This is a genomic window from Oceanobacillus sp. FSL K6-3682 (genome assembly GCF_037976165.1).
Classification (GTDB): domain Bacteria; phylum Bacillota; class Bacilli; order Bacillales; family Amphibacillaceae; genus Oceanobacillus; species Oceanobacillus sojae.
In genome coordinates, this window is sequence record NZ_CP150263.1 from 3401533 (window position 1) to 3425185 (window position 23653).

Below are 23653 nucleotides of genomic sequence, written 5' to 3' on the forward strand. Positions count from 1 at the left end.
ATTAGCACGAAAAACAAACTAGTTTTCACCTGAAAAAATTATTCACTTTCCGCTTACTGTTCATCCTCTTTCTCTAGCTGAACAGCCTTTGGAACAGATAATTTAAATGCCAGATAAACAGAAAGGAAAGCTGCCACAATTTTCCCCAGCATAATCGGCAAAATTAAATTGGGCTGGAAATTGGCTGTAAATGATAAATGATCACCAAATACAGTAGCGATACAGACAGAGAATGCAATATTTATTACCTTATCCTTGGCAGGCATGTCCTTCACCATATGGAACATCGCCAATGTATTTGCTACGGATGCTACCAGACCCATGCTTCCGATTTCCTGCATCCCCAAAGCTTTTGCCAGCTTTTGAAGCGGTTTTGCAAATAGATTTCTGAACAAATAAATAAACGGGAATGAGCCGGCAAGCATGATGCCGATATAGCCGGCGACCTCTAGAGCTCTAAAGGTATCCTCTGAATCTGCGATGATAGGATCGAATCCCCAGCCGCCAAACACAAAGCTGAAAAAGCCTGTAAAGTGCTCCACAATGGAAAACACCAAAACTAATTTAATACCTGTATCTAAAAGTTTCCCGTAAATTAAAAAGCCTTTGATCATCTTATCTGGATACAGTCTTAAGCCGATTGCCAAAAGAAGAACAAAGATAATCAGCGGAACCATTGTAATTAGAATTTCCGAAAAGCTTAACAATAACGGGTATAAAGACGGTGCATTCGTTGAAACAGCCTCTCTGATTTCCGGTTTGGAAATGGCAATAAATAAACAAGATACCAGAATTCCTGCCGGGATGGTTAAAATTCCAGCCATCACACCCAAGGCCATATATTTATAATCCTTTTTGTTAACAAGGGCTAGTCCGACCGGTATCAAAAACGTAAGCGTCGGTCCTAAAAAATAACCGATAACCATGGCGATAATCCATGATTCCCTTGTTTCAGCCAATACGTCCGCTAATTGATAGCCTCCCATATCCACAGCAATCATGGAAGTTGCTGCAATGGCAGAGTCAATTCCAAATTAATTAAGAAAAGGGCCGATTACCGTGGAAATAAACTGCGATAAGTAGGGGATGGAAGCCATAATTCCAGCGCATGGAACAAATATCTGGCCAATCACATAAAAACCTTCCATAAATTCTCTTCCAAGCCCTGTCTCCGCATTTTTTATCGCTGCAAATGCACCTATAACTGCACATGCCATAATTATATAAATAATGAAATCACTAATAAACGCCATGCTTTATGTATGCCCCTTTCTTTCTATTACCACTATTTCTTATTCATTATATCTGCGGTTCATTTCTCCTCCCACTGGCAGTTTTCAATTATCAAATATGTAATTTTTTCTTAGTTTATTTTAAGCAGCTGATTTATTAATATTATTTACTATACCTGTAAATTGCTTGTTTTCCAATTCCTTTTTGATATATTTTCATTCTGTAAAACGGATTCATACCAGCCTTCATAATTATAAAGACCTTCTACCCCGCATTAAAACGGTATAATGTAGAAGGTCTTTATCATCTATTCAGCTTTTGAAGGTTTTTTAAAAAACACTTTCGCAATTTCCATACAAATTACTCCGGCTACAGCTAAACCAGTGGCGATTCCCCATTCTGTTAAACCAAATTCAGGAGGGATATTAAATACCTCTCTGGCAAATGGCAGCAGGGTAATGCAGTATAAAACAAACCCTAATACTACAGCTCCAATTACATACTTATTCGAGAAAAAGCCTAATTTAACCGATGTCTGCGTATTCGAACGTGCTGCAAAGGTCTGCAGCGTACGTGACATAATTAATGTAGTAAATGCCATCGCTACTCCCATTTCATTTGAATGAGACAGGCCGATATAGAAGGAAATAATAACAGCAGCTGCAATTAAAATTCCCCTTGTTAAAACAGTCTGCAGGGTACCACCGGCAAAGATCCCTTCATTAACCGGACGCGGCTTCCGTTTCATAACACCTGCTTCAGATTTCTCTACTCCGAGTGCAATCGCAGGCAGTGAATCATTTACTAAGTTTATAAACAAGAGCTGTAAGGCAGTAAATGGATTTGGCAGATTAAAGATAACAGCATACAGAATAGCAATGATTGCGCCTAAGTTTCCTGCAAATAAATAGCCGATTGCTTTTTTTATATTATCAAATACGGTCCTTCCAACCTGAACAGCATTAACAATAGAAACAAAATTATCATCGGTCAGAATCATTGCAGAGGAATCTTTGGATACATCTGTACCGCTTCCCATGGCAATGCCGATATCTGCCTGTTTTAAAGCAGGAGCATCATTCACTCCATCACCTGTCATTGCCGTTACCGCACCTCTTTGCTGCCAGGCGCGTACAATTCTTATTTTATTTTCAGGTGATACCCGGGCATAAACAGAAATTTGCTCAAGCTTGGCCTCTAATTCCTTATCTGACATCTTATCGAGCTCTCTTCCTGTAATGGCAATATCATTATCTCCCATCAGACCGATATCTCTGCCGATTGCCTGTGCTGTCGTTTTATGGTCTCCTGTAATCATGATTGTCCGGATTCCTGCTGATTTGGCTTCTTCAACAGATCCATATACAGCCTCTCTTGGCGGATCCATCATTGCCGTTAAACCGACTAATACAAAATCCTTCTCATCTTCATAAGTAATCTCCGTCTGATCTTCTGACAAACGTTTATAACCATAAGCAAGTACACGCAATGCCTGATTGGAGAAGTCTTCATTTGCTCCCTCAAAGCGCTCAAGCAAATCATCTGTCAACGGCTGTTCTTCTTCATCCAACAGCACATAACCGGCTCTATGGAACATGACATCCGGCCCGCCCTTAACAAATAACAGTCTTTCCCCATCAATATGATGTACGGTGGACATCAGCTTACGGTCTGAATCAAACGGGAGCTCTGCTTCTCTTGGATATTTTTTTCGTAATTCCTGATAGCTGTGAGCATGTTTATCCGCAAATTGAATTAACGCAACTTCTGTCGGATCTCCAATCTCCTGTTCATCCTGATTAATATAGGAATCATTACAAAGTGCTGCAATATAGACAAGTAATTTCTCAGATTCCCCCCAATCATTGGGGTTTTCAGGTAAACGCTCATTTTTATGAAACGGTAAAAAATCATCCGTGACTGTCATTTTATTTTGTGTTAATGTGCCTGTTTTGTCCGTACAGATAATACGTGTCGAACCAAGTGTCTCCACAGCCGGAAGCTTACGAATAATTGCATGCTGTTTTGCCATTTTATTCGTACCAACGGATAAAACAATGGTAACAATAGATTGTAGTGCCTCGGGAATAGCTGCAACAGCAATTGCAACGGAGAACATCAAGGCATTTAATAATGCCGTTGCTGTATTAGCATCGCTGTCACCGAACCAGATGCGTGCTGCCTGAACAGCAAAAATGGCAATACATAAAATAAGGATACCGACACCAAGCTTCTTGCTGAAACTGTTTAATTTCTGCTGCAATGGTGTTTCCTTTTGCTCTGCTGTGGAAAGCATATCGGCGATTTTACCAACCTCTGTTTTACTTCCTGTTCCGGTAACAACAAAAGTACCCCGTCCATAAACAACTAAGGAGCTGCTGTACACCATATTCAGGCGGTCTCCTAAAGCAGCTTCTTCTCCAATCACTTCGGTATGCTTTTCTACAGCCTCCGATTCGCCGGTAAGCATTCCCTCATTTACCCGTAAAGAACCGATCTCTATCACACGTCCATCAGCAGGAACATAATCTCCTGCCTCCAGGTAGACGATATCTCCGGGAACAAGCTCCTTTGCAGCAATCGTTTTTTCTGTACCATCCCGCATAATTTTGGCTTCCGGTGCGGACATATCCCGCAATGCTTCCAGTGAGCTTTCTGCTTTTCTAGTCTGTACTACGCTGATCACAGAATTGATTAACAGTACAAGAAAAATAATAAGAGACTCTACCCATTCTCCAATTAGAATTTGCACTACGGCAGCCGCTAACAGAACAATAACCATTGGATCTTTAAAGGTCTCCAGGAAAAGCTTCCATGTCGGAACTTTTTCTTTATCCTCTATTTCATTATATCCATATTTTTCAAGCCTTGCTTTTGCTTCTTTATTTGATAAACCCTTCTGCGAAGAATTGACTGATTCGAGAACGTCTGCTGTCTTTTTCTGATATGCTTCCATCTCCATAGCTCCCTGCCTATTCGTTTTTTAGTTATCTGATGCTGTTATTACTAATTCTACATGCATCATCAAATCTCATCCCTATTTTTAACGTATTTTAGCAAATTAAACTATTTTTCTCTATTTTGAGCTATTACCTTTTTTTATTAGATTGAAACCTGTTCACTGCAGGTAAGATGGATTCTTTACAATATCTTCACATTCTTTTGGACTCTCAAAATAAATCAACTTACTTACTCTACTGCTATGAAAGTAATTATATACTTATTTTTTCTTTAAAGCTTGTAAAATTACGCAAAAGGAAACATCGCAACTTGAGAAACCCTATGTAGGTTTTCATTGTATCCAGTTGGGCTTATCATTTTCAGCCAATTAAAAACTGATCTGGACGTTATTTATCTCAGATCAGTTTTTTCTTGCTATATCACTCTAATATATTCTTCATTTCAATAATCCGCTGATTCCGACTCCCGCGAAACGATAGAGTTAAATCCCGTTCAGCTAAAATAAATGGACCATCCACCAGTACATCTACATATTTGAGAAGCTCCAGCTGATGCGAATTTTTATTTTCAAGCAGTTGTTCTATTGTCCAGCCCGTATATGCCCATATGTTTTTACCATGTGCTTTCAATTGTCTGGCAACATTTGCCGCAGCTTCCGCCTGGTAAAATGGATCTCCGCCGCTTAATGTAATATCTGTTAAAGGGTTCAAAGCTTCCTCAACAATCTGCTGTACACTTATTTCATTGCCATTTCGCAAATTCCATGACCTTGGATTATGACATCCTTTGCAGTAATGAGGGCAGCCGGCAAAGAATATAACCGTACGCAGTCCTTCCCCATCGACAACAGAATCATGATAGATAGACAATACTCTCGCCGTTTCCATTAGACATGCCTCACTCTGTCATGCTCTTCAGATGCCTTAGCAGTATTCCATTTATCCATTGTTCCTACCAGATAGCCGGTAATACGCCGAATCCGGTCAAATTGCCTTTCATCGGTTATCCCGCAAGCTGGACATTCATTATCAATCATTCCTGTATAGCCGCAGCTTTTGCAGCGATCGACTGGATGATTGATACTGCCATACCCGATTCCGCTCTCAGCCATCGTTTTTACAAGTGTATCGATTGCTTTTACATTTTTGCTGATATCTCCATCCACTTCGATATAAGTGATATGGCCGGCATTTGTATATGGGTGATATACTGCTTCCCGTTTTATTTTCTCCACAGCACGGATTGGGTAGTATACAGGAATATGGAAAGAGTTCGTATAATAATCTCTGTCTGTAACTCCTTCTATCCTTCCAAAATCCTTTTGATCCTGTTTCGTAAAACGGCCGCTTAAGCCTTCTGCAGGTGTTGCAATCAGCGAATAATTCAAATCATAACATTCCGAAGCCACATCACATTTCTTCCGTAAGAAGGAAACAATCTCTTCCCCCAGCTCCTGTGCCTGCTCTGATTCTCCATGATGCTTACCTATCAATACTTTTAAACACTCTGCCAGACCAATAAAACCAACGCTCAAGCTTCCCTGCTTCAGCACTTTTTCTAATCTATCTCCAGAGTTAAGCTCATCACTGCCTGTCCAGACGCCTTCTCCATGCAAGAAAGTGAAATTATTCACAAGTTTATTCGTCTGAAATAAATAACGTTCATATAATTGACGAATAACGATTTCTGCATAATCCTCTAATTTCTGCATAAATGCTTCCATGGTTGAAGTTGTAAGAGCTATTTTTACTAGATTAATACTGGTGAACGAAATATTTCCACGTCCTACACTGTTTTCCTCTCCATGCCTATTTGCCATAATACGTGTACGGCAGCCCATATAAGCTACTTCTGAATCAGGATTCCCTTCTTCATAATAAGCTAAGTTAAACGGTGCATCAATAAAGCTGAAATTTGGAAAAAGCCGTTTTGCCGTTGTTTCGAGAGCTAACTGATACAAGTCATGATTTGGATCGCCTTTGTAAAAATTAACCCCTTTTTTCATTTTAAAAATTTGAATTGGAAAAATAGGGGTCTCTCCTTTTCCTAATCCTGATTGTGTAGCTAAAAGCAGATTTTTTATAATCAGCCTCCCCTCCCTGCCTGTATCTGTCCCGTAATTAATAGACGTGAATGGAACCTGACCGCCGCTTCTGGAATGGAGGCTGTTCAAATTATGTATGAATGCTTCACACGCCTGATAACATTCCTGCTCTGTTTCATTCCAAGCTAATTTCTCCAGTTCCTTTTGATCAAGGGGAAGCTGATATTGCTGTAATTTATGAAGCCGTTTTTCATAGGATTTCTTCACATAGGGAGCCAAATCATAATCAAATGCTTGAAAACTCTGACCACCATGCTGCTGATTTTGGTTGCTTTGAAAAACAATTGCCGCTAATGCCATCGCACTCATAATGCTTTGCGGGGATCGCATATGTCCATGCCCTGTGTTAAATCCTTTTTTCAATAATTTTCCCAAAGGGATTTGACAGCAGGTCGCTGTTCCTGTAGGCATGTAATCTAAATCATGAATATGAATATAGTTATCCTCCATTGCCTGCCTTGCTTCCGGACGCAGCATATTTTGTTTTGCATAAAATTTAGCGCTCTCACTGGCAAATTTGTTCATTTGTCCGCACGGTGATTTTCCGTCAACATTTGCATTCTCCTGGATTAAATCCTGATTAGAGCTGGATACAATATCCTTAAAATCCTGCATTAAATCTATATTTGTGCTTGCAGGGGCTTCTTTTATTTCTACCATTTTCTATGCCTCCCTATTCTTCTCCATCCATTCATTTCTTCATGTTTTCAATGTATTTCTATTTAACTTACCCAAAACTATATATAGTATAACAAGATAAAAACGTTACTATATATAGTTAAATCTTAAATGAAGATGCAAGGGAGTTCAAATGTACATTTTATGACTTTTTAAAATATCTCTATAATTTTTTGCTTTATCATTTCCGCTTCAGTTAAAAACGTTCTATAATTTCGTTTTATTATAGAAAAACCTCGTAAGTCTGCGAATACTTACGAGATTTTTGAATATTTTAGATCTGATTTAATAAACATGCTCTACTTCATAGCCTTTGTCTTCAAGCTCCGTTATAATACTTGGATCAACGGTGAAATGAGCCGTCCCCACAAAGACAAAATAAACCTGACCGCTGTCTTCCTGTAAAATTTCATCCAAGCTGTTTGCCATATCAATATTCCGTTTATCATTCAACTCTTCCATATATTCATCATTAATGCCTGCTTCTTCATAACCATCGGACATCGTTTCCATTGCTTCGATATTTCCCTCAAGCCATGCATCAGCCAGCCCTTCCATCTCTTCAGCAGCCTCATCATAACCCTCAACAGCTAGTTCCAATGTCTGTATTTGGGTTTCCATGGAATAACCGCTAAGCACCTCAAATTGTTCTTCCGCACTTTCTAAAGAAACAATTTCTTTCCCTTCCTCTGTTGCTTTTTCAAGAAAATATAGATCGACAGCAGATTGTGAGTCGACGTCACTCGTCATGGTCACAAGTTCAAGCAGCATCATCTCCACGAACCATGGCTGAAAATCGTTCATTGTTTCTAAATCCAATCCATTCTCTTCAAAAATAGATGCAAGCTCCTCATATGTTTCTTCCGGCAGTTCTTCTTCCAGTGTACTGTCATCTACATATGTAGCATATTCTAATATTTCTTGCTGTGAAGGCGTTTCTTCCAGTAAATTAAATTCAGGCAGAACAATATCTGCACTATCAAACGCTTCTTCAATAGCCGGATCTAATGGATAGAAATCATCGTTTCCTAAGTGAATCGTTCCCTGCAAATACATTTCTGTATCACCAGATTCCACCTTCCATAAGAAACCGCCTTTTCCTTCGCCGTTCTCTTCTTCATTATCGGTTTCGCCCGCTGTCTCTTCTTCTGTTGCAGCTTCATCTGCTGTATCTTCAGTTTCTGCTGCATCTTCATCTCCACCGCATGCGGTCAACACACCTGCAAATAAAAATATGAATAGTGCTAATAAAATTTTTTTCATTCCTAGATTCCTCCTGTTATTTTCCTGACTCTATCATAAGGTCTTTTAATTAGCCTATCATTATTTATGCTGCAAATGGAAGAAAAAAGAGGTTGAATACTGCATTATTTGGTATGAATGAAGCTTATATGTATTTCAAACAACTAATAAATGATAATAATAGATAATTAAAATACTGAATACTATGTTATTTTTTATATTTTGCAAAATAGATTATGTGTCTAAAATGTATAAATATCATTTTATTTTATTTGTTTGGTAATAAAAAATGACTGCCGCATAGAACCTGGCAGTCATTTTTTATTTTAGCTTTTACAATTTTTTATCCGATTGATCCTTCCATTTCAAAGCTGATCAATCTGTTCATCTCAACAGCATATTCCATTGGAAGTTCTTTTGTAAATGGTTCAATGAAGCCCATAACAATCATTTCTGTCGCTTCTTCCTCTGATAAACCGCGGCTCATCAGATAGAAAAGCTGTTCCTCAGATACTTTGGAAACTTTTGCTTCGTGCTCTAAAGAAATATTGTCGTTAAGAATTTCATTGTATGGAATGGTATCGGAAGTCGACTCATTATCCATAATAAGTGTATCACACTCAATATTAGCACGGGCTCCGTCCGCTTTACGTCCAAAGTGTACTAAACCGCGGTAAGATACTTTACCGCCCTGTTTAGAGATGGATTTAGAAACAATTGTTGAAGACGTATTTGGCGCCAGGTGATGCATTTTTGCACCAGCATCCTGCAACTGTCCTTTTCCTGCTAAAGCGATAGAAAGCGTATTTCCGCGTGCACCTTCTCCTTTTAGAAGGATAGCTGGATATTTCATCGTCAGCTTGGAACCAATGTTTCCATCAATCCATTCCATCGTTGCATTCGCATCACAAACTGCACGTTTTGTAACAAGGTTATACACATTGTTTGCCCAGTTTTGGATTGTCGTATAACGGCAGTAGCCGTCTTTCTTAACAATAATTTCTACAACAGCACTGTGAAGAGAGTTTGTTGTGTAAACTGGTGCTGTACAGCCTTCTACATAGTGTACAGATGCTTCTTCATCAACAATGATAAGCGTACGCTCAAACTGTCCCATATTTTCAGAGTTAATACGGAAATAAGCTTGTAATGGCGTTGTTGCTTTTACGCCTTTTGGTACATAAATAAATGAACCGCCAGACCATACTGCAGAGTTTAATGCAGCGAATTTATTATCAGAATAAGGAATAACTGTTCCAAAGTATTCTTTAAATAGTTCTTCATTTTCTTTCAGTGCAGTGTCTGTATCTTTAAATACAATACCAAGTTCCTGAAGGTCTTCCTTCAAACTGTGGTAAACTACTTCTGATTCATATTGTGCAGATACACCTGCAAGATATTTTTGTTCTGCTTCAGGAATACCTAATTTGTCAAAAGTCTGTTTGATTTCTTCAGGCACCTCATCCCAAGTTCTACCTTGCTTTTCAGAAGGTTTTACATAATAAACAATTTCGTCGAAGTCTAAACCTGAAAGGTCCCCGCCCCATTGCGGCATTGGACGCTTGTAGAAATGATCTAATGCCTTTAGACGGTAGTCAAGCATCCACTGTGGTTCTTCCTTCATTTTCGAAATTTCTTTAACAATATTTGGCGTTAATCCTTTTTCTGTACGGAAAATAGATACGTCTTTATCATGAAATCCATATTTATACTCTTCAATTTCCGGCATATTTTTTGCCATTGTTAATAACCTCCCTCTGACAGAATAAAAACTTCTGTCTTATTCGTCGTGCACTCCCTTTTCCATCGCTTTCCATGCAAGTGTTGCACATTTAATCCTTGCAGGAAATTGGGAAACTCCCTGAAGTGCCTCGATGTCGCCCATATCCTCTGAATCGATATCTTCACCTAACATCATTTTAGAGAACATTTCTGACATTTTTAGTGCCGTTTCTACTTCCAGTCCCTTAATCGCCTGTGTCATCATGGATGCGGATGCCATACTGATGGAACATCCTTCTCCCTGGAATTTCGCATCCTTTACAATCCCATTCTGGATATCTAACTGCAATTGAATACGGTCACCGCAGGTCGGATTATTCATATCCACTGTCACAGAATCCTTTTCAAGTGTTCCTTTGTTGCGCGGATTTTTATAATGATCCATAATAACTTGTCTATAAAGTGTATCGAGGTTATTCAAAGCCATTCCCAAAATACTCCTTTGTCTTTAACAGCCCTGCAACTAAAAGATCAATATCCTCTTTCGTGTTATAGAGATAGAAACTGGCTCTGGCGGTTGCAACCACATCCAGCCATTTCATTAAAGGCTGTGCACAATGATGACCGGCCCGGACAGCGATTCCTTCCGCATCAAGAACTGTCGCAGTATCATGCGGATGTACGTCATCCAGATTAAAGGTCACCAGCCCTGCCCGTTTCCGAGGTCCATAAATTTGAATACCATCGATTGTTTGCATTTGCTCCAGCGCATAGGCTGCCAGCTCTGTCTCATGAGCCAGTATTTCATCCTGACCGACTTCATTTAGAAAATCGATTGCTGCTGCAAGCCCAATTGCTCCAGCAATGATAGGTGTACCGCCTTCGAATTTCCAAGGCAGCTCCTTCCATGTAGAATCATATAGATTCACAAAATCAATCATCTCTCCGCCAAATTCAATCGGCTCCATACTTTCTAAAAGCTCCTGCTTGCCATAAAGAGCACCAATACCAGTCGGTGCACACATTTTATGACCTGAAAAAGCATAAAAATCACAATCTATATCCTGCACATCCACCTTGATGTGCGGAGCTCCCTGTGCTCCATCTACAACCATTACAGCTTGGTGCTGATGGGCAATTTCCGTGATCTCTTTTATTGGATTAATCGTTCCAAGAACATTGGAAACATGCGTTATTGCAACGATTTTTGTCTTTTCATTTACTGTATTCTTAACATCATCAAGTGAAATTGTACCGTCTTCTTGTAACGGCAGATACACTAAGCGAGCTCCAGTTACTTTAGCAGCCTGCTGCCAGGGAATCAAATTACTGTGATGCTCCATTGGAGTGATCACTATCTCATCATCCGGGCCGACATTGGCTCTTGCGTAGCTTGATGCTACCAGGTTCAGCCCTGCTGTTGTGCCCCGGTTAAAGATAATTTCTTTTGTGCTCTTCGCATTAATAAATTCCCGAACCTTTTCACGTGCTCCCTCATACTGATCAGTCGCTCTTGACCCAAGGGTATGCACCCCACGGTGAACATTGGAATTATTATATCTATAATAATCACTCACCGCTTCGATAACCTGAACCGGCTTTTGTGAGGTTGCGGAAGAATCCAAATATACTAAGGGATGCCCGTTCACTTCCTGTTGAAGAATTGGAAATTGTTCTTTAATGGCTTTTACATCCATTAATAAACTTTCCTTTCAATCACTTGTGTTAATTGTTTACGCACAGACTCAATTGGAATTTGAGATACTACAGGTGCTAAGAAACCATGAATAACTAATCGTTCTGCTTCTTCCTGCTCCAGCCCTCTGCTCATAAGGTAATACATCTGCAATGGGTCAACACGGCCTACAGAAGCAGCGTGACCTGCTGTTACGTCATCTTCATCAATTAGAAGGATCGGGTTGGCATCTCCGCGAGATTTTTCACTTAGCATTAATACGCGAGATTCTTGCTCAGAGTTCGATTTAGTACCGCCATGCTCAATTTTACCGATAGCGTTAAAAATAGTGGTCGCTGCACCCTTCATAACACCACGCTGTAAAATATACGCGTCTGTTTGTTTTCCAAACTGGCGGATACTTGATGTGAAGTTCTGTGTTTGTTTCCCTCGTCCAACCGAAACAGCTTTTGCTTCTGAATTTGAATTATCCCCTAACAGGTAAGTGATATTTTCAGAAATTGTATTTCCGTCATTCATTTGACCAAGCGCCCAGTTGATTTGTGCATCACGTTGAGCTACTCCGCGACGATTAACATATGTTGTCGTACCTGCCGCAAAGTTATCTACTGCACCATAAGCAACCTGTGCGTTATCATGTGCAAATACTTCTGTTACAAGGTTGGCAACAGTCTCTTCTGTATCATTATGAGAAATATAGTTCTCTACATAAGTCACAGAGCTTCCTTCTTCTGCTACAACAAGCACATGATTTAACAGTGCACTGTCTGTGTCCTCCTGCCAGAAGATTGCTTGAAGCGGATCTTCTATTTGTACATTCTTAGGAACGTATACAAATACCCCACCGTTCATAAGTGCAGCATGAAGTGCTGTCAAACGGTTCTGATCTACTGCAACAGCATCATTCATATAATATTTTTCTACCAGCTCACTATGCTCATTAATTGCTGTGAAAATATCTGTGAAAATAACGCCTTTATCCTGAAGATCCTGTGCAAGACTGTTATATGCCGCAGTTTGATTACGTTGAATATATAAGTTCTCCATGCTGGCATCTTTATCAAAGTATGCTTTCAGCTCTTCAGGCAGTTCATCAAGAGAAGCAATTGTAGCTGCTTCTTTATAAGAATGCTGGAAGTCTGTAAAATTCCAGTTCGAAATTTTTGTTTTATCCGGTTTTGGCATGTCTAATGAATCAGCCATTTCCAATGCTTTTGAACGAAGCGTAGCCATCCAGCCCGGTTCATTGCGATCTTTGGAAAATGCTTGAATATATTCTTGATTGAATGGAAGCTTTGTTTCTACAGTCATGATTACCCCTCCTTACATTACGCGTTTTGTTCTGCAGTTTCTTCGTCTTCAATTCCTAATTCTTCTTTAATCCACTCATAGCCTTCTGCTTCAAGGCGTTTTGCAAGCTCAGGTCCGCCTGATTTTACAACACGGCCCTGCATCATTACGTGAACAAAGTCGGGTGTAATGTAGTTTAATAGACGTTGGTAGTGAGTAATAATTAAGCATCCAAAGTTATCAGAACGCATTTTGTTGATTCCTTTTGATACTACTTTCAGTGCATCGATATCAAGTCCTGAATCAATTTCATCAAGGATAGCGATATCTGGCTTTAATTGCATTAATTGCAGAATTTCGTTACGTTTTTTCTCTCCGCCGGAGAAGCCTTCATTAAGGTAACGTGTTGCCATATTTTGATCTATATCAAGATAGTCTAAATCTTTGTCAAGTTCTTTGATAAACTTCATCAATGGAATTTCATCGCCTTCTTCACGTTTTGCATTGATTGCAGAACGAAGGAAGTCAGAAGTTGTTACACCACTAATTTCACTTGGGTATTGCATTGCTAAAAATAGACCAGCGCGGGCACGTTCATCTACTTCCATTTCTAATACATCTTCCCCATCAAGTGTGATAGTTCCCTCTGTTACTTCGTATTTAGGATGTCCCATGATTGCAGATGCCAATGTGGATTTACCTGTACCGTTTGGTCCCATGATTGCATGGAATTCTCCACCTTTAACCGTTAGGTCTACCCCTTTTAATATCTCTTTGTCTTCAATAGATACATGAAGATTCTTAATTTCTAATACTGAGCCTGACATAAATCATACCTCCAAAACTTTATTTTAAATGAAATGAATAATATATTCATTCTCAATTTATTCTCATTACAATCTTAAAGCATTTCAAATTAATTCGCAACTGTTATTATCCGTCTATAAGACGCGTCAAAATATACCGTTAAAGGAGTATTTAAAAACCCTTTTTCAGCCTGCTTGCGGAAATTTCTGTTCTCTTTATTTTTCATCTAAAAAACCGAAAAATAGATTACTTTCTTCTGTAAAAACACAGTAAAAAATACCTATTATATTCCACTCGGCTTCCTTCTGTTTCCAAAAGTTTGTTTCATATAAAAAAGCTGATGCCCTTTGACACCAACTTCTTTATTATCTTTATTTCAAACGTCTGAGTTCTACTCCTGATGAGATCATTTTCGCATTTTGATATTCTTTTTCTCTTTGTTCTTCTACTTTTAATTTCTTTTCCAGACTTCTGTCATATTCTTGGTAATTGACGCCTCTCGATTGTCCAATAGCTTTTTCCATTTCCGAAGTGTAGCTTAAACCATTCTCAGTGGTAATAATAAATCATCCTTTCGGTTTGTTTAACACAATAAATATGCTAACACAGGTATGATTCCCGCACAAAATTGATTTAAACTTATATTTTCGGATAATTTATGATAATCGTTCCTCACGAATAGCTAAAGTCTTATATCCTTAATATTCTTCTAAAATGCTCGTTATTATGCGCTGATTGGCGCCAGAACAGTGATACCTTCATAGTTATTGATAATAAAATCTTGAATTTCTTGAGTTTACAGTACCCAACTAATTTATTCAACATTTTTTTATCTTCTGGGCACGTTGTAATAACATCATTTTATTTAAAGAAATTACCTTTTAAATTATTGAAGGCTGCTTCGATTTTAAAAGGCAAACCTCTTCCCCGCTCCAGATAAGAGTTTTCATATTTTATTAATGAAGTGTCAGCATATTATCATGCGATTCAAAGATTGCCATTCATATTTTCTACAGTCTCACTAAGGTTCAAGGTGATTATTCATTAAATTCCAAAGCTTAGTTATTTAATGCTGTGAACAGCTCTGGTTTATACCTCATTAAATACTGATAAATATTTGCTGTAGATTTAAATGTGTACACTTTCTCCACAGCTTCTCCGTCTTCCATAAAAACGAGACAGGGGACACTTTCTATTTTGTGCTGCTGCATAAACTCCGGATGCATGGAAGCATTCATTTCTGAAAAAATATCCTCCTTGTGCATTTTTTCCACATTCTCAAGCATTGCCCGTGCTACCGTACACGTCCCGCAAAATGGTGTATAAATATATAATATGAGCCGATGATGACTTACTTCTGCTTCATTAAACTGTTTCAAGTTGATTCCCCTCAATCTTTCTCCTCTTCATGAATATCAGAAGAAATATTAGCCTTTGCAACAAATTCCTTGATGAATAAAATCTATTTTTATTTTAACGTGTAAACTTATTATTTTGCAAGATAATTGAGGTCTATTCCGATTCGCTTGCCAGCCAGAATACTTGCCAATGTCTTCATTGGAGTAGCTGCAACTTCTCTGAATTCACTGCTTACATAAATATGCTCTGCATGCGGCAATTCTCTTGCCAGCTGCTTTCGAAGTTTCATTCCGGATTCATCCTCGTCCACAAGAATAAATACATCAGTATCATCCAAATGATAATATTCCAACAGTTCCTCAAATCTTTCTACGCCTATGGTTCCATTTGTACAAACAATGGTGATGGTATTATCGTCAAGAATTTTTTCAATATGTTTTTTATCAGATAACCCTTCAACGATTATAACTTTACTGTAATCATCTTCCATCATCGTCTTGCACTCCTTATCGCAACTAATATGCTTTTTCTATATTATATGAAAAGAAAAGAGCTAACTATACACGAATGTGGAAAAGTCAGCTCTTTTCACCCTTTTTTAGAGCCCTTTTGAAAACTTCAGATGAATATTCTCTAAAATAGGCGCGTAAGGTAATTATATTATTCTTCTATAAATTCCTGGTATGCTTCTGCATCTAATAATTCACTTAGATCATTATCATCCTCAACCTCAATAACGATCATCCATGCTCTTTCGTATGGTGATTCATTTACAAGCTCAGGACTGTCTTCCAGCTCTTCATTTACTTCTACAACTTTTCCGCTTACAGGAGCATATAGCTCGGATACGGTTTTAACTGATTCTACACTTCCAAATGGCTCATCAAGCTCTAAAGAATCACCGACTTCCGGTAACTCCACAAAGACAATATCTCCAAGCTCATCTTGTGCGAAGTCTGTAATCCCAATACGAACTTTTCCATCCTCTTTCTTTACCCATTCATGTTCTTTTGAATATAAATAATCCTCTGGCAAGCTCATTTCGTATCCCTCCAAAATCATCATTATTTCTCTTTAACTATACATTGAAGCGGGTTTAAATTCTAGCCCTACCTTACTTCCAAACAGATTCATAGGTTTCTTCATTAAAACCGGCAGTCACTTTCTTTCCATCTGTCAGGATTGGCCTTTTTATTAACATACCATCAGAAGCTAAAATCTCCGCCATTTCCTGAGGTGATAAATCATTTATTTTTTCCTTTAAGTGAAGCTCACGATACTTTTTACCACTAGTATTAAAAAACTTCTTTGCAGGCAAATCGCTTGTCTCCATCAATTCCAGAATTTGGGTTTCACTTGGAGGCTCCTCTACTATATGAATTGCTTTATAATCGATTTGATTTTCATCCAGCCATTTTTTCGCATTTCGGCAGGTACCGCACTTGGGATACCAGTAAAAAGATAATGTCATTTATATTCCTCCGTTCTTTACTCCTGTTCCTCTTTTGTCGGCCCCATGACTCCCGGTACCTTCAAGCCAGCTTGTCTAAGTAAAACTGTCATTTGACCGCGGTGATGAATCTGATGACTGACCAGCATCCGCAGAATACTTCCTTTTGGAGCAGGTCCGCCAAAATCACCGGTTTCATTTACTAAAGCCTCATCTGACAGTTGTTCTTTTGCTTTCTCTACAACACGTTTTGAAATATCCTCATATGCTGCCAGAATTTCATTTGCTTTTGCCGGATTTTGATCAGGGTCGTAAGGAGACTCGAGATTAACGCCTACTAAGCTCATGAAAAATACAGGACTGTTCACTAAATGCCAGCCTAGCCAGCCGAGACTGTTATGTCCTTCTTCAATAGATTGATCCAGTTTTTCATCTTCTAAAGCTTTCAATACCGCTTTGGTTCCATCAGCAGACTGTGACCATTCTGTTAAAAAATCATTTAATCTTCGATACATGATAGCCCCTCCTATATTTTGATTTCTTTTTTATTAGCGTACCATGAAACTTCAGCTTTAATCCAATATATTGAATTGTTTTTAAGAGGGTTATTTTCTCATATGAAATCACACAGTTCAAAATGACAAACCAATTAAAAATTAGTACAATAAACAACGGGTATGTCTTTGCATTGATTAATAGAATCTATTATTTGAGACACTTCAATTTATGTGAATATTCTTTAAAAAATGATACGTACTAAAGAAAGGACACACGTTAATGACATGGAAAGCTTTTCAAAATAGATGTGCTGCCATCGCAGAAAATAAAATATTTACAGATATCATTATCGGTCTTATTTTACTGAATGCTATTATTGTTGGATTAGAAACATATCCGGCAATTAATCAGCGCTATGCAGCGTCTTTGTATTGGATAGATGCTGTGCTCCTTATTATTTTTATGGTAGAAATTATGATCCGGATTATTGGCAGCTATTCATTTGCTCATTTTTTTAAAAATCCCTGGAATGTATTTGATTTTGTTATTGTAGCAGCCAGCATTCTATTTGTCGGTTCTAATTATGTAATTGTCTTGCGTATTTTCAGAATACTCCGGGTACTCCGTGCCATTTCCATTATTCCATCATTAAGAAAAATGGTGAATGCACTTCTGTTAACAATTCCTTCAATGGGAAATATTATGATCTTGCTTGCCATTTTCTTTTACATCTATGCTGTTATCGGTACCATGTTGTTTCAATCCATTGCTCCTGATCATTTTGGATCGCTTCACCGGACCTTGTTGACCTTATTTCAGCTTATCACGCTTGATTCCTGGGCAACAGGCGTGATGTATCCTATTTTAGAAGAAACCAGCATAGCTTTAATCTATTTTATTTCTTTTATCCTTATTGGCGCATTTGTCATTATTAATTTATTCGTTGGGGTAATCGTAAATAATGTAGAAGAAGCAAATCGTGAAAATCAGCCCACGCCGACTGATTTAAAGCTGGAAGCGATGGATAAAGAACTCAAAGAAATTAAAGCTTTACTAAAAGAGGATGTTCAAAAAAAAGCAACAGAGGAATAAATCGTTGAAAAGAGGCTGGATATCCAGCCTCTTTCTGATGTATCAAACAATATATTTTTCTTCCTCAATAATTTTTGCGGCAATTTCACGTTTCTTTTTAACCGTATTGATTGGTGTATGTCTGGTAAGCTTACGCAGAGAGGACTGCATGATACGCAATGTATCTCCTTCTTCTGCTGTAATTAGAATTTCCTTTGCCGCTGCTTCTATCCGGTTAAATGCTTCCTGGACATAGACTTCTGTATACATTAACTTTTGATGTGCTTTTTCCAGTCCAGCCTTAGCAATGGCTTTTTCTGTACGAAGAATAGCAGACTCCATATTAAATACTTCCGCTGTCATATCAGCTAATTTAATTAGAATTTCTTGTTCGCGGTCTAATTTTTTGCCATATTTCTGTGCTGCTAAACCAGCACCCAGCAGAATCATTTTTTTCGCATTTCTTAATAAATACTTTTCTTGTTCTAAAGCTTCTGTTCCCACTTCCTCCGGCATCATCATCATTAATTCTTCCTGCAGCCCCTGTGCCTTTTCCAACAGTGGCAGTTCACCTTTTAAAGCTTTTTTCAGAAGCGTTCCCGGTACAATAAGTCTGTTAATTTCATTGGTTCCCTCAAAAATACGATTAATACGTGAATCACGGTAAATACGCTCCACTTCATACTCCTGCATAAAACCATACCCGCCATGCAGTTGAACAGCTTCATCTGCTGCATAATCCAGTAATTCTGTAGCCATATATTTTGTCATCGAGCACTCAATTTGATACTCAGCGATTGCCCGGGCGACTTCACGGCCATCCTGCAGCTGTTCGTCGGATAATGCACCCATCCGCTGTTCAAATAACCCCACGGTTCGATAAACTGCACTTTCATTTGCATAGATTTTTGATGCTATTGTTGCTAATTTTTCCTGTGTCAAAGTGAAGCTTGAAATAGGCGTTTGGAATTGTTTACGTTCATTCGCATACTTTGCTGCTAATTCTAAAGCACGCTTCGATCCTCCTACTCCGCCGACAGCCAATTTATAGCGGCCCACGTTCAGAATATTAAAGGCAATCACATGTCCGCGGCCTTTTTCACCTAACAGATTTTCTACAGGAACTTCCGCATCCTCTAATACAAGCGTTCTTGTGGAAGAACTTTTAATTCCCATTTTCTTTTCTTCCGGCCCTGTAGATACACCAGGGTACTCTCTTTCAACAATAAAAGCACTGAAATGCTCACCGTCAATTTTTGCGTATACGACAAAGACATCCGCAAATGCTGAGTTGGTAATCCATTGCTTCTCTCCATTTAATATATAATGTGTGCCTGCATCGTTCAATTTCGCTGTTGCTTTTGCTCCAAGTGCATCAGAACCTGAGCTCGGCTCTGTTAATGCGTAAGCAGCAATTAACTCACCAGTAGCTAATTTAGGTAAATATTTTTCCTTTTGCTCCTCATTACCAAAGAAGACAATTGGCAGTGATCCAATTCCAACATGTGCTCCATGGGTAATTGAGAATCCTCCTGCACGGGAAAACTTCTCTGTAATTAAGGAAGAACTGATTTTATCCAGAGCCAGACCGCCATATGCTTCTGGGACATCTGCACCTAGCAGGCCTAATTCTCCTGCTTTTTTGAGCAGCTTAACAGAATGGTCAAATTCATGATTTTCCAGATGATCAATCTTAGGAACAACTTCTCCCAATACAAAATCTTCTGTTGTTTTCGCAATCATCCTATGTTCATCTGTAAAATCCTCTGGTGTAATGATATCCTCTCCGGAAATATCCTCAACTAGAAAACCGCCGCCTTTAAATAATCTTTCTTTTGTCTCACTCATTATTATTACCCCTTTTCTAGTAGTTTATAAAAGCTCAAATACGCCTGCAGCACCCATACCGCCGCCGATACACATGGTTACTATTCCAAATTGCTCGTTTCTCCGCTTCATCTCATGCATTAAGCTGACTGTCAGCTTTGTGCCAGTACAGCCCAGCGGGTGACCTAACGCAATGGCACCACCATTTACATTCACCTTATCTGTATCTAAATCTAACGCTCTGATAACCCGCAGTGCCTGTGATGCAAAAGCTTCATTTAATTCAAACAACCCTATATCAGATAACTCTAACCCGGCCATTTTTACTGCCTTTGGAATTGCTTCTACCGGTCCGACGCCCATAATTTCCGGTGCTACTCCAGCTACAGCAAAGGAACGGAATTTTAGAATTGGTGTTAATCCTTCTGCCTCTGCCTTTTCTCTATCCATTAATAAAACAGAAGCTGCCCCATCACTCATTTGTGAAGCATTCCCGGCAGTAACGCTGCCTTTTATATGAAAGGCCGGGCGCAGTGAGCTTAAAACCTCTATATTTGTTCCTGCACGGACTCCCTCATCCATTTCAAAGGAGAAGGATTTTTCTTCAATCTTATTGTTTTTTCCTACAAAACGTTCTTTCACTTCTACAGGAACAATTTCATCCTTAAACAGACCTTTCTCCATTGCTGCAGCAGCGCGTTCATGACTCTTTACTGCAAAAGCATCCTGATCTGCTCTTGAAATGTCAAAACGATTTGCTACTTCCTCTGCCGTATGTCCCATGTTCATATAGTATTCTGGCGCATTTGCAACCAGGGCCGGGTTGGGTTTAATAACATGCCCGCCCATCGGAATCATAGACATCGATTCTGCACCGCCAGCAATAATTGTCTCAGCAGCACCGACCATAATTCGTTCGGCACCGTAGGCAATCGTTTGTAATCCTGAAGCACAGTAGCGGTTTACGGTAATTCCCGGTACATCATGACCTAGCCCAGCCAGACCGGCAATATTACGCGCCATATTCATTCCCTGTTCTGCTTCCGGCATTGCACAGCCAATAATCACATCATCTATTGACCCTTGATAATTACCGGCTCTTTTTAAGGTTTCTTTTACAGTTAAAGCTGCCAGGTCGTCTGGCCTTACATCCCGTAATGATCCTTTATTTGCTTTTCCTACTGGTGTTCTTGCACCAGCCACAATTACTGCTTCTTTCACGGATATGCCCTCCTTTAAATGCATGCTCCCTTTAAGTACGTGTTCAAAAAGTTCGATAAATTGGGCTTTTTGAATAATCTCTTTTGAGATTAATTTCGCAACGGCTTTCCTTTTACCAGCATATGCTGCATTCTCTGCTGAGTCAGCGGTTCTGCAATAAGGCTTAAGAATGCTTCTCTTTCCAGATCAAGCATCACCTGTTCATCAATCTCTGTACCTTCCTTTATCCTTCCGCCAGATAAGACATAGGCTAATCTTTCAGCAATTTTCAAATCATGCTTCGAAGCATATCCGCCATAGTGCAGCGATTTTGCTCCCATAACCATTGCTGCATAGCCCGCTTCTCCGACAACCGGAAATTTCTCCCTCACAGGCTTCTCATATCCTTCGTTGAATAAAGATAATACACGTTTTTTGGCATCGTAGAGAACGTGATCCGGATTTCTGCTGATGCGGTCATTTTTATTCAGATATCCATTTTCCATAGCTTCTCTAGCAGAGGTGGACACCTTAGCTGTTGCTACTTTTTCAAAAACATCATTTGCAACCTTCGTTAAGTCAAAATCTACACCTTCGGGAAGATTTCTAAGCTCTTTTAAATAAAGCTCCTTTGTGCCTCCTCCTCCAGGGATAAGCCCGACTCCAAATTCGACAAGCCCCATATAGGTTTCTGGTGAAGCCTGAATCGCTGCAGCCGGCAGAGATACTTCCGCACCGCCGCCTAATGTCATATTAAATGGTGCAGCAACTACCGGTTTGTCGGAATACTTAATATTCATCGTCATATTTTGAAATTGACGGATAACAAGATCTAATTCGAAAATATTATCATCCTGTGCTTCCATCAGCATCATCGCTAAATTAGCACCGACACAGAAATTTTTGCCCTGGTTTCCAATTACAAGACCTTTGTAATTTTTATTTACTTCTTCAATCGATTCATTGACCATCTGAATAATATCCAGTCCGATTGCATTACTTCTTGAATGGAATTCCAGGAGCGCAACGCCATCTCCAATATCAATCAGGCTGGCACCGGTATTTTTTTTGATAACTCCCTTTTGCTCTTTTATTGCTGCTAAGGATAATTCTTTCTTGTTTACTTCCTTTTGTTTATAGCCATCTTCATGGTAAAAGTAACTATCTCCTTTTTCCTGCTTATAGAAGGTTTCATTCCCTTCTTCCAGCATATCAAGTACCCAGCTTGGCACGGCGGTATCTTCATCCTGAATGCGTTCCACAGCAGCACTTACACCAATCGCATCCCATATTTCAAATGGCCCTAATTCCCAGCCGAAGCCCCATTTCATTGCATCATCAATGGAAACAACATCATCTGCAATTTCTCCGACTAAATCAGCAGAATATAATAACACCGGCTTAATAATAGACCAAATAAAATCAGAAGCTTTGTCGCCTTTTTTATTTACAAGCGCTTTCATTTTTCTTTTAACGCCCTTTTCCTGCTTTGCTAATTCGACGGCTGCTGTTTTTAGTTTCTTCCTTTCCTGGTACTCTAAAGTTGACGGATTAATTTCTACAATCGTCCGGTCCTTTTTCTTTTCATAAAATCCTTTTCCGCTTTTCGCCCCAATCCAGCCTTTATCAATCATCTGCTTTAAAAAGTCGGGAACAGTGAAAATCCCCTTTTCTTTTGGATCGGATACATGATGGTATACATTGTTCGCCACATGATAAAATGTATCTATTCCGACTACATCCAACGTCCGGAATGTCGCACTTTTCGGTCTGCCGATCAATGGGCCGGTAATTGAATCTACTTCTCCGACACTTAGACCCTGTTTCTCCATTTCCTGGACAGTCACCAAAAGCCCGTAGGTCCCAATCCTGTTTGCAATAAAGTTTGGTGTGTCCTTTGCTTCTACAACACCCTTCCCTAACACATCTTCTCCAAAGTTTTTCATAAAAGAAAGTACTTCTGTTCTTGTCTTATCGGTCGGAATAACCTCTAATAATTTCAAATAACGCGGCGGATTAAAAAAGTGAGTACCTAAAAAATGCTCCTGCATATCTTCTGAGGAATCTGCAATCATTGCCTCAACAGAAATTCCTGATGTATTAGAGCTTATAATTGCCCCGGTCCTGCGGTGCGCATCCACCTTTTTGAACAGCTCTTTTTTCGCTTCCAGGTTCTCTACAATAACTTCAACAATCCAATCTGCTTCTGACAGAAGCGCTAAATCATCCTCCAAATTAGCAACCTGAATCAGCTCTAAGCTTTTTTTAGAAGTTATTGGCGACGGCTTTTGTTTTAACAGCTTTTTCTTGCTCTCTTCAACAATCCTGTACCTGACCTTTTTATCTTCTAATGTAAATCCCTGCTTCTTTTCTTTGTCTGTCAAGGAATCTGGTACTCTGTCAAACATTGTTACAGATAAACCCGCATTGGCTAAATGCGCGGCAATACCAGAACCCATTACTCCTGAACCTATTACTGCTGCACGTTTAATGGAATATGTCATTTCACGATCCT

18 protein-coding genes and 1 pseudogene are annotated in these 23653 nt (G+C 39.1%); 1 reads left to right on the forward strand and 18 read right to left on the reverse strand.

Annotated features, from left to right (window positions below; translation table 11 throughout):
• Positions 1 to 53: 53 nt before the first annotated feature.
• The 15 genes and pseudogenes from eutH to MHH51_RS16950 all read right to left on the reverse strand — a co-directional run bounded on the left by eutH (position 54) and on the right by MHH51_RS16950 (position 17057).
• Positions 54 to 1253: pseudogene (gene eutH / locus MHH51_RS16880) on the reverse strand (ethanolamine utilization protein EutH).
• 287 nt (positions 1254 to 1540) lie between these two features.
• Positions 1541 to 4189 (reverse strand): cation-translocating P-type ATPase, encoded by a 2649-nt coding sequence (locus tag MHH51_RS16885; RefSeq protein WP_339282571.1) that lies wholly within the window; start codon positions 4187 to 4189, stop codon positions 1541 to 1543.
• A gap of 424 nt (positions 4190 to 4613) precedes the next feature.
• A complete protein-coding gene (gene nrdG / locus MHH51_RS16890; protein ID WP_147211684.1) occupies positions 4614 to 5081 on the reverse strand; it encodes an anaerobic ribonucleoside-triphosphate reductase activating protein in 468 nt (155 codons plus the stop codon).
• A complete protein-coding gene (locus tag MHH51_RS16895; RefSeq protein WP_339282572.1) occupies positions 5081 to 6958 on the reverse strand; it encodes an anaerobic ribonucleoside triphosphate reductase in 1878 nt (625 codons plus the stop codon). The genes nrdG and MHH51_RS16895 overlap by 1 nt, the downstream gene beginning before the upstream one ends.
• Positions 6959 to 7261: 303 nt before the next feature.
• Complete coding sequence (locus MHH51_RS16900; RefSeq protein ID WP_339282573.1) at positions 7262 to 8239, reverse strand: TraB/GumN family protein; 978 nt, start codon at positions 8237 to 8239, stop codon at positions 7262 to 7264.
• Positions 8240 to 8561: 322 nt separating this feature from the next.
• Positions 8562 to 9959, reverse strand: coding sequence for a Fe-S cluster assembly protein SufB (gene sufB / locus MHH51_RS16905; protein WP_339282574.1), 1398 nt, complete (start codon positions 9957 to 9959; stop codon positions 8562 to 8564).
• 39 nt (positions 9960 to 9998) lie between these two features.
• Entirely contained in the window at positions 9999 to 10427 is a 429-nt protein-coding gene (gene sufU, locus MHH51_RS16910; protein WP_147210346.1) for a Fe-S cluster assembly sulfur transfer protein SufU, read from the reverse strand.
• The gene (locus MHH51_RS16915) at positions 10414 to 11637 is read right to left on the reverse strand and encodes a cysteine desulfurase (protein ID WP_339282575.1); all 1224 of its coding nucleotides are present in this window, start codon (positions 11635 to 11637) and stop codon (positions 10414 to 10416) included. Before MHH51_RS16915 ends, sufU begins: the two co-directional genes overlap by 14 nt.
• The gene (gene sufD / locus MHH51_RS16920; protein WP_156984828.1) at positions 11637 to 12947 is read right to left on the reverse strand and encodes a Fe-S cluster assembly protein SufD; all 1311 of its coding nucleotides are present in this window, start codon (positions 12945 to 12947) and stop codon (positions 11637 to 11639) included. Before sufD ends, MHH51_RS16915 begins: the two co-directional genes overlap by 1 nt.
• Before the next feature lie 17 nt (positions 12948 to 12964).
• Positions 12965 to 13753 (reverse strand): Fe-S cluster assembly ATPase SufC, encoded by a 789-nt coding sequence (gene sufC, locus MHH51_RS16925; protein WP_077602046.1) that lies wholly within the window; start codon positions 13751 to 13753, stop codon positions 12965 to 12967.
• Positions 13754 to 14791: 1038 nt separating this feature from the next.
• Positions 14792 to 15112, reverse strand: coding sequence for a thioredoxin family protein (locus MHH51_RS16930; RefSeq protein ID WP_147210343.1), 321 nt, complete (start codon positions 15110 to 15112; stop codon positions 14792 to 14794).
• Positions 15113 to 15222: 110 nt separating this feature from the next.
• Positions 15223 to 15585: a toprim domain-containing protein gene (locus MHH51_RS16935; RefSeq protein WP_147210342.1), complete on the reverse strand. Its 363-nt coding sequence runs from the start codon at positions 15583 to 15585 to the stop codon at positions 15223 to 15225.
• Between the two features lie 167 nt (positions 15586 to 15752).
• Positions 15753 to 16133: a glycine cleavage system protein GcvH gene (gene gcvH / locus MHH51_RS16940; protein ID WP_339282576.1), complete on the reverse strand. Its 381-nt coding sequence runs from the start codon at positions 16131 to 16133 to the stop codon at positions 15753 to 15755.
• Between the two features lie 73 nt (positions 16134 to 16206).
• Positions 16207 to 16563, reverse strand: a complete 357-nt coding sequence (locus tag MHH51_RS16945; protein ID WP_156984830.1) for an arsenate reductase family protein — start codon at positions 16561 to 16563, stop codon at positions 16207 to 16209.
• Between the two features lie 17 nt (positions 16564 to 16580).
• Positions 16581 to 17057 carry a DinB family protein gene (locus MHH51_RS16950; protein ID WP_156984831.1) on the reverse strand — a complete coding sequence of 159 codons (477 nt, stop codon included), beginning with the start codon at positions 17055 to 17057 and terminating at the stop codon, positions 16581 to 16583.
• A 262-nt stretch (positions 17058 to 17319) separates the two neighbouring features.
• Here MHH51_RS16950 and MHH51_RS16955 point away from each other — a divergent pair, with 262 nt between their 5' ends.
• Positions 17320 to 18132 (forward strand): ion transporter, encoded by an 813-nt coding sequence (locus MHH51_RS16955; RefSeq protein ID WP_339282577.1) that lies wholly within the window; start codon positions 17320 to 17322, stop codon positions 18130 to 18132.
• Between the two features lie 42 nt (positions 18133 to 18174).
• On the opposite strand, the gene MHH51_RS16960 is transcribed toward MHH51_RS16955, so the two are convergent.
• The 3 genes from MHH51_RS16960 to MHH51_RS16970 all read right to left on the reverse strand — a co-directional run bounded on the left by MHH51_RS16960 (position 18175) and on the right by MHH51_RS16970 (position 23642).
• The gene (locus MHH51_RS16960; protein WP_339282578.1) at positions 18175 to 19959 is read right to left on the reverse strand and encodes an acyl-CoA dehydrogenase family protein; all 1785 of its coding nucleotides are present in this window, start codon (positions 19957 to 19959) and stop codon (positions 18175 to 18177) included.
• Between the two features lie 24 nt (positions 19960 to 19983).
• On the reverse strand, positions 19984 to 21159 hold the full coding sequence (locus MHH51_RS16965; protein ID WP_156984834.1) for an acetyl-CoA C-acetyltransferase: 1176 nt from the start codon (positions 21157 to 21159) through the stop codon (positions 19984 to 19986).
• A gap of 89 nt (positions 21160 to 21248) precedes the next feature.
• Positions 21249 to 23642 (reverse strand): 3-hydroxyacyl-CoA dehydrogenase NAD-binding domain-containing protein, encoded by a 2394-nt coding sequence (locus tag MHH51_RS16970; RefSeq protein ID WP_339282579.1) that lies wholly within the window; start codon positions 23640 to 23642, stop codon positions 21249 to 21251.
• Positions 23643 to 23653: the final 11 nt, after the last annotated feature.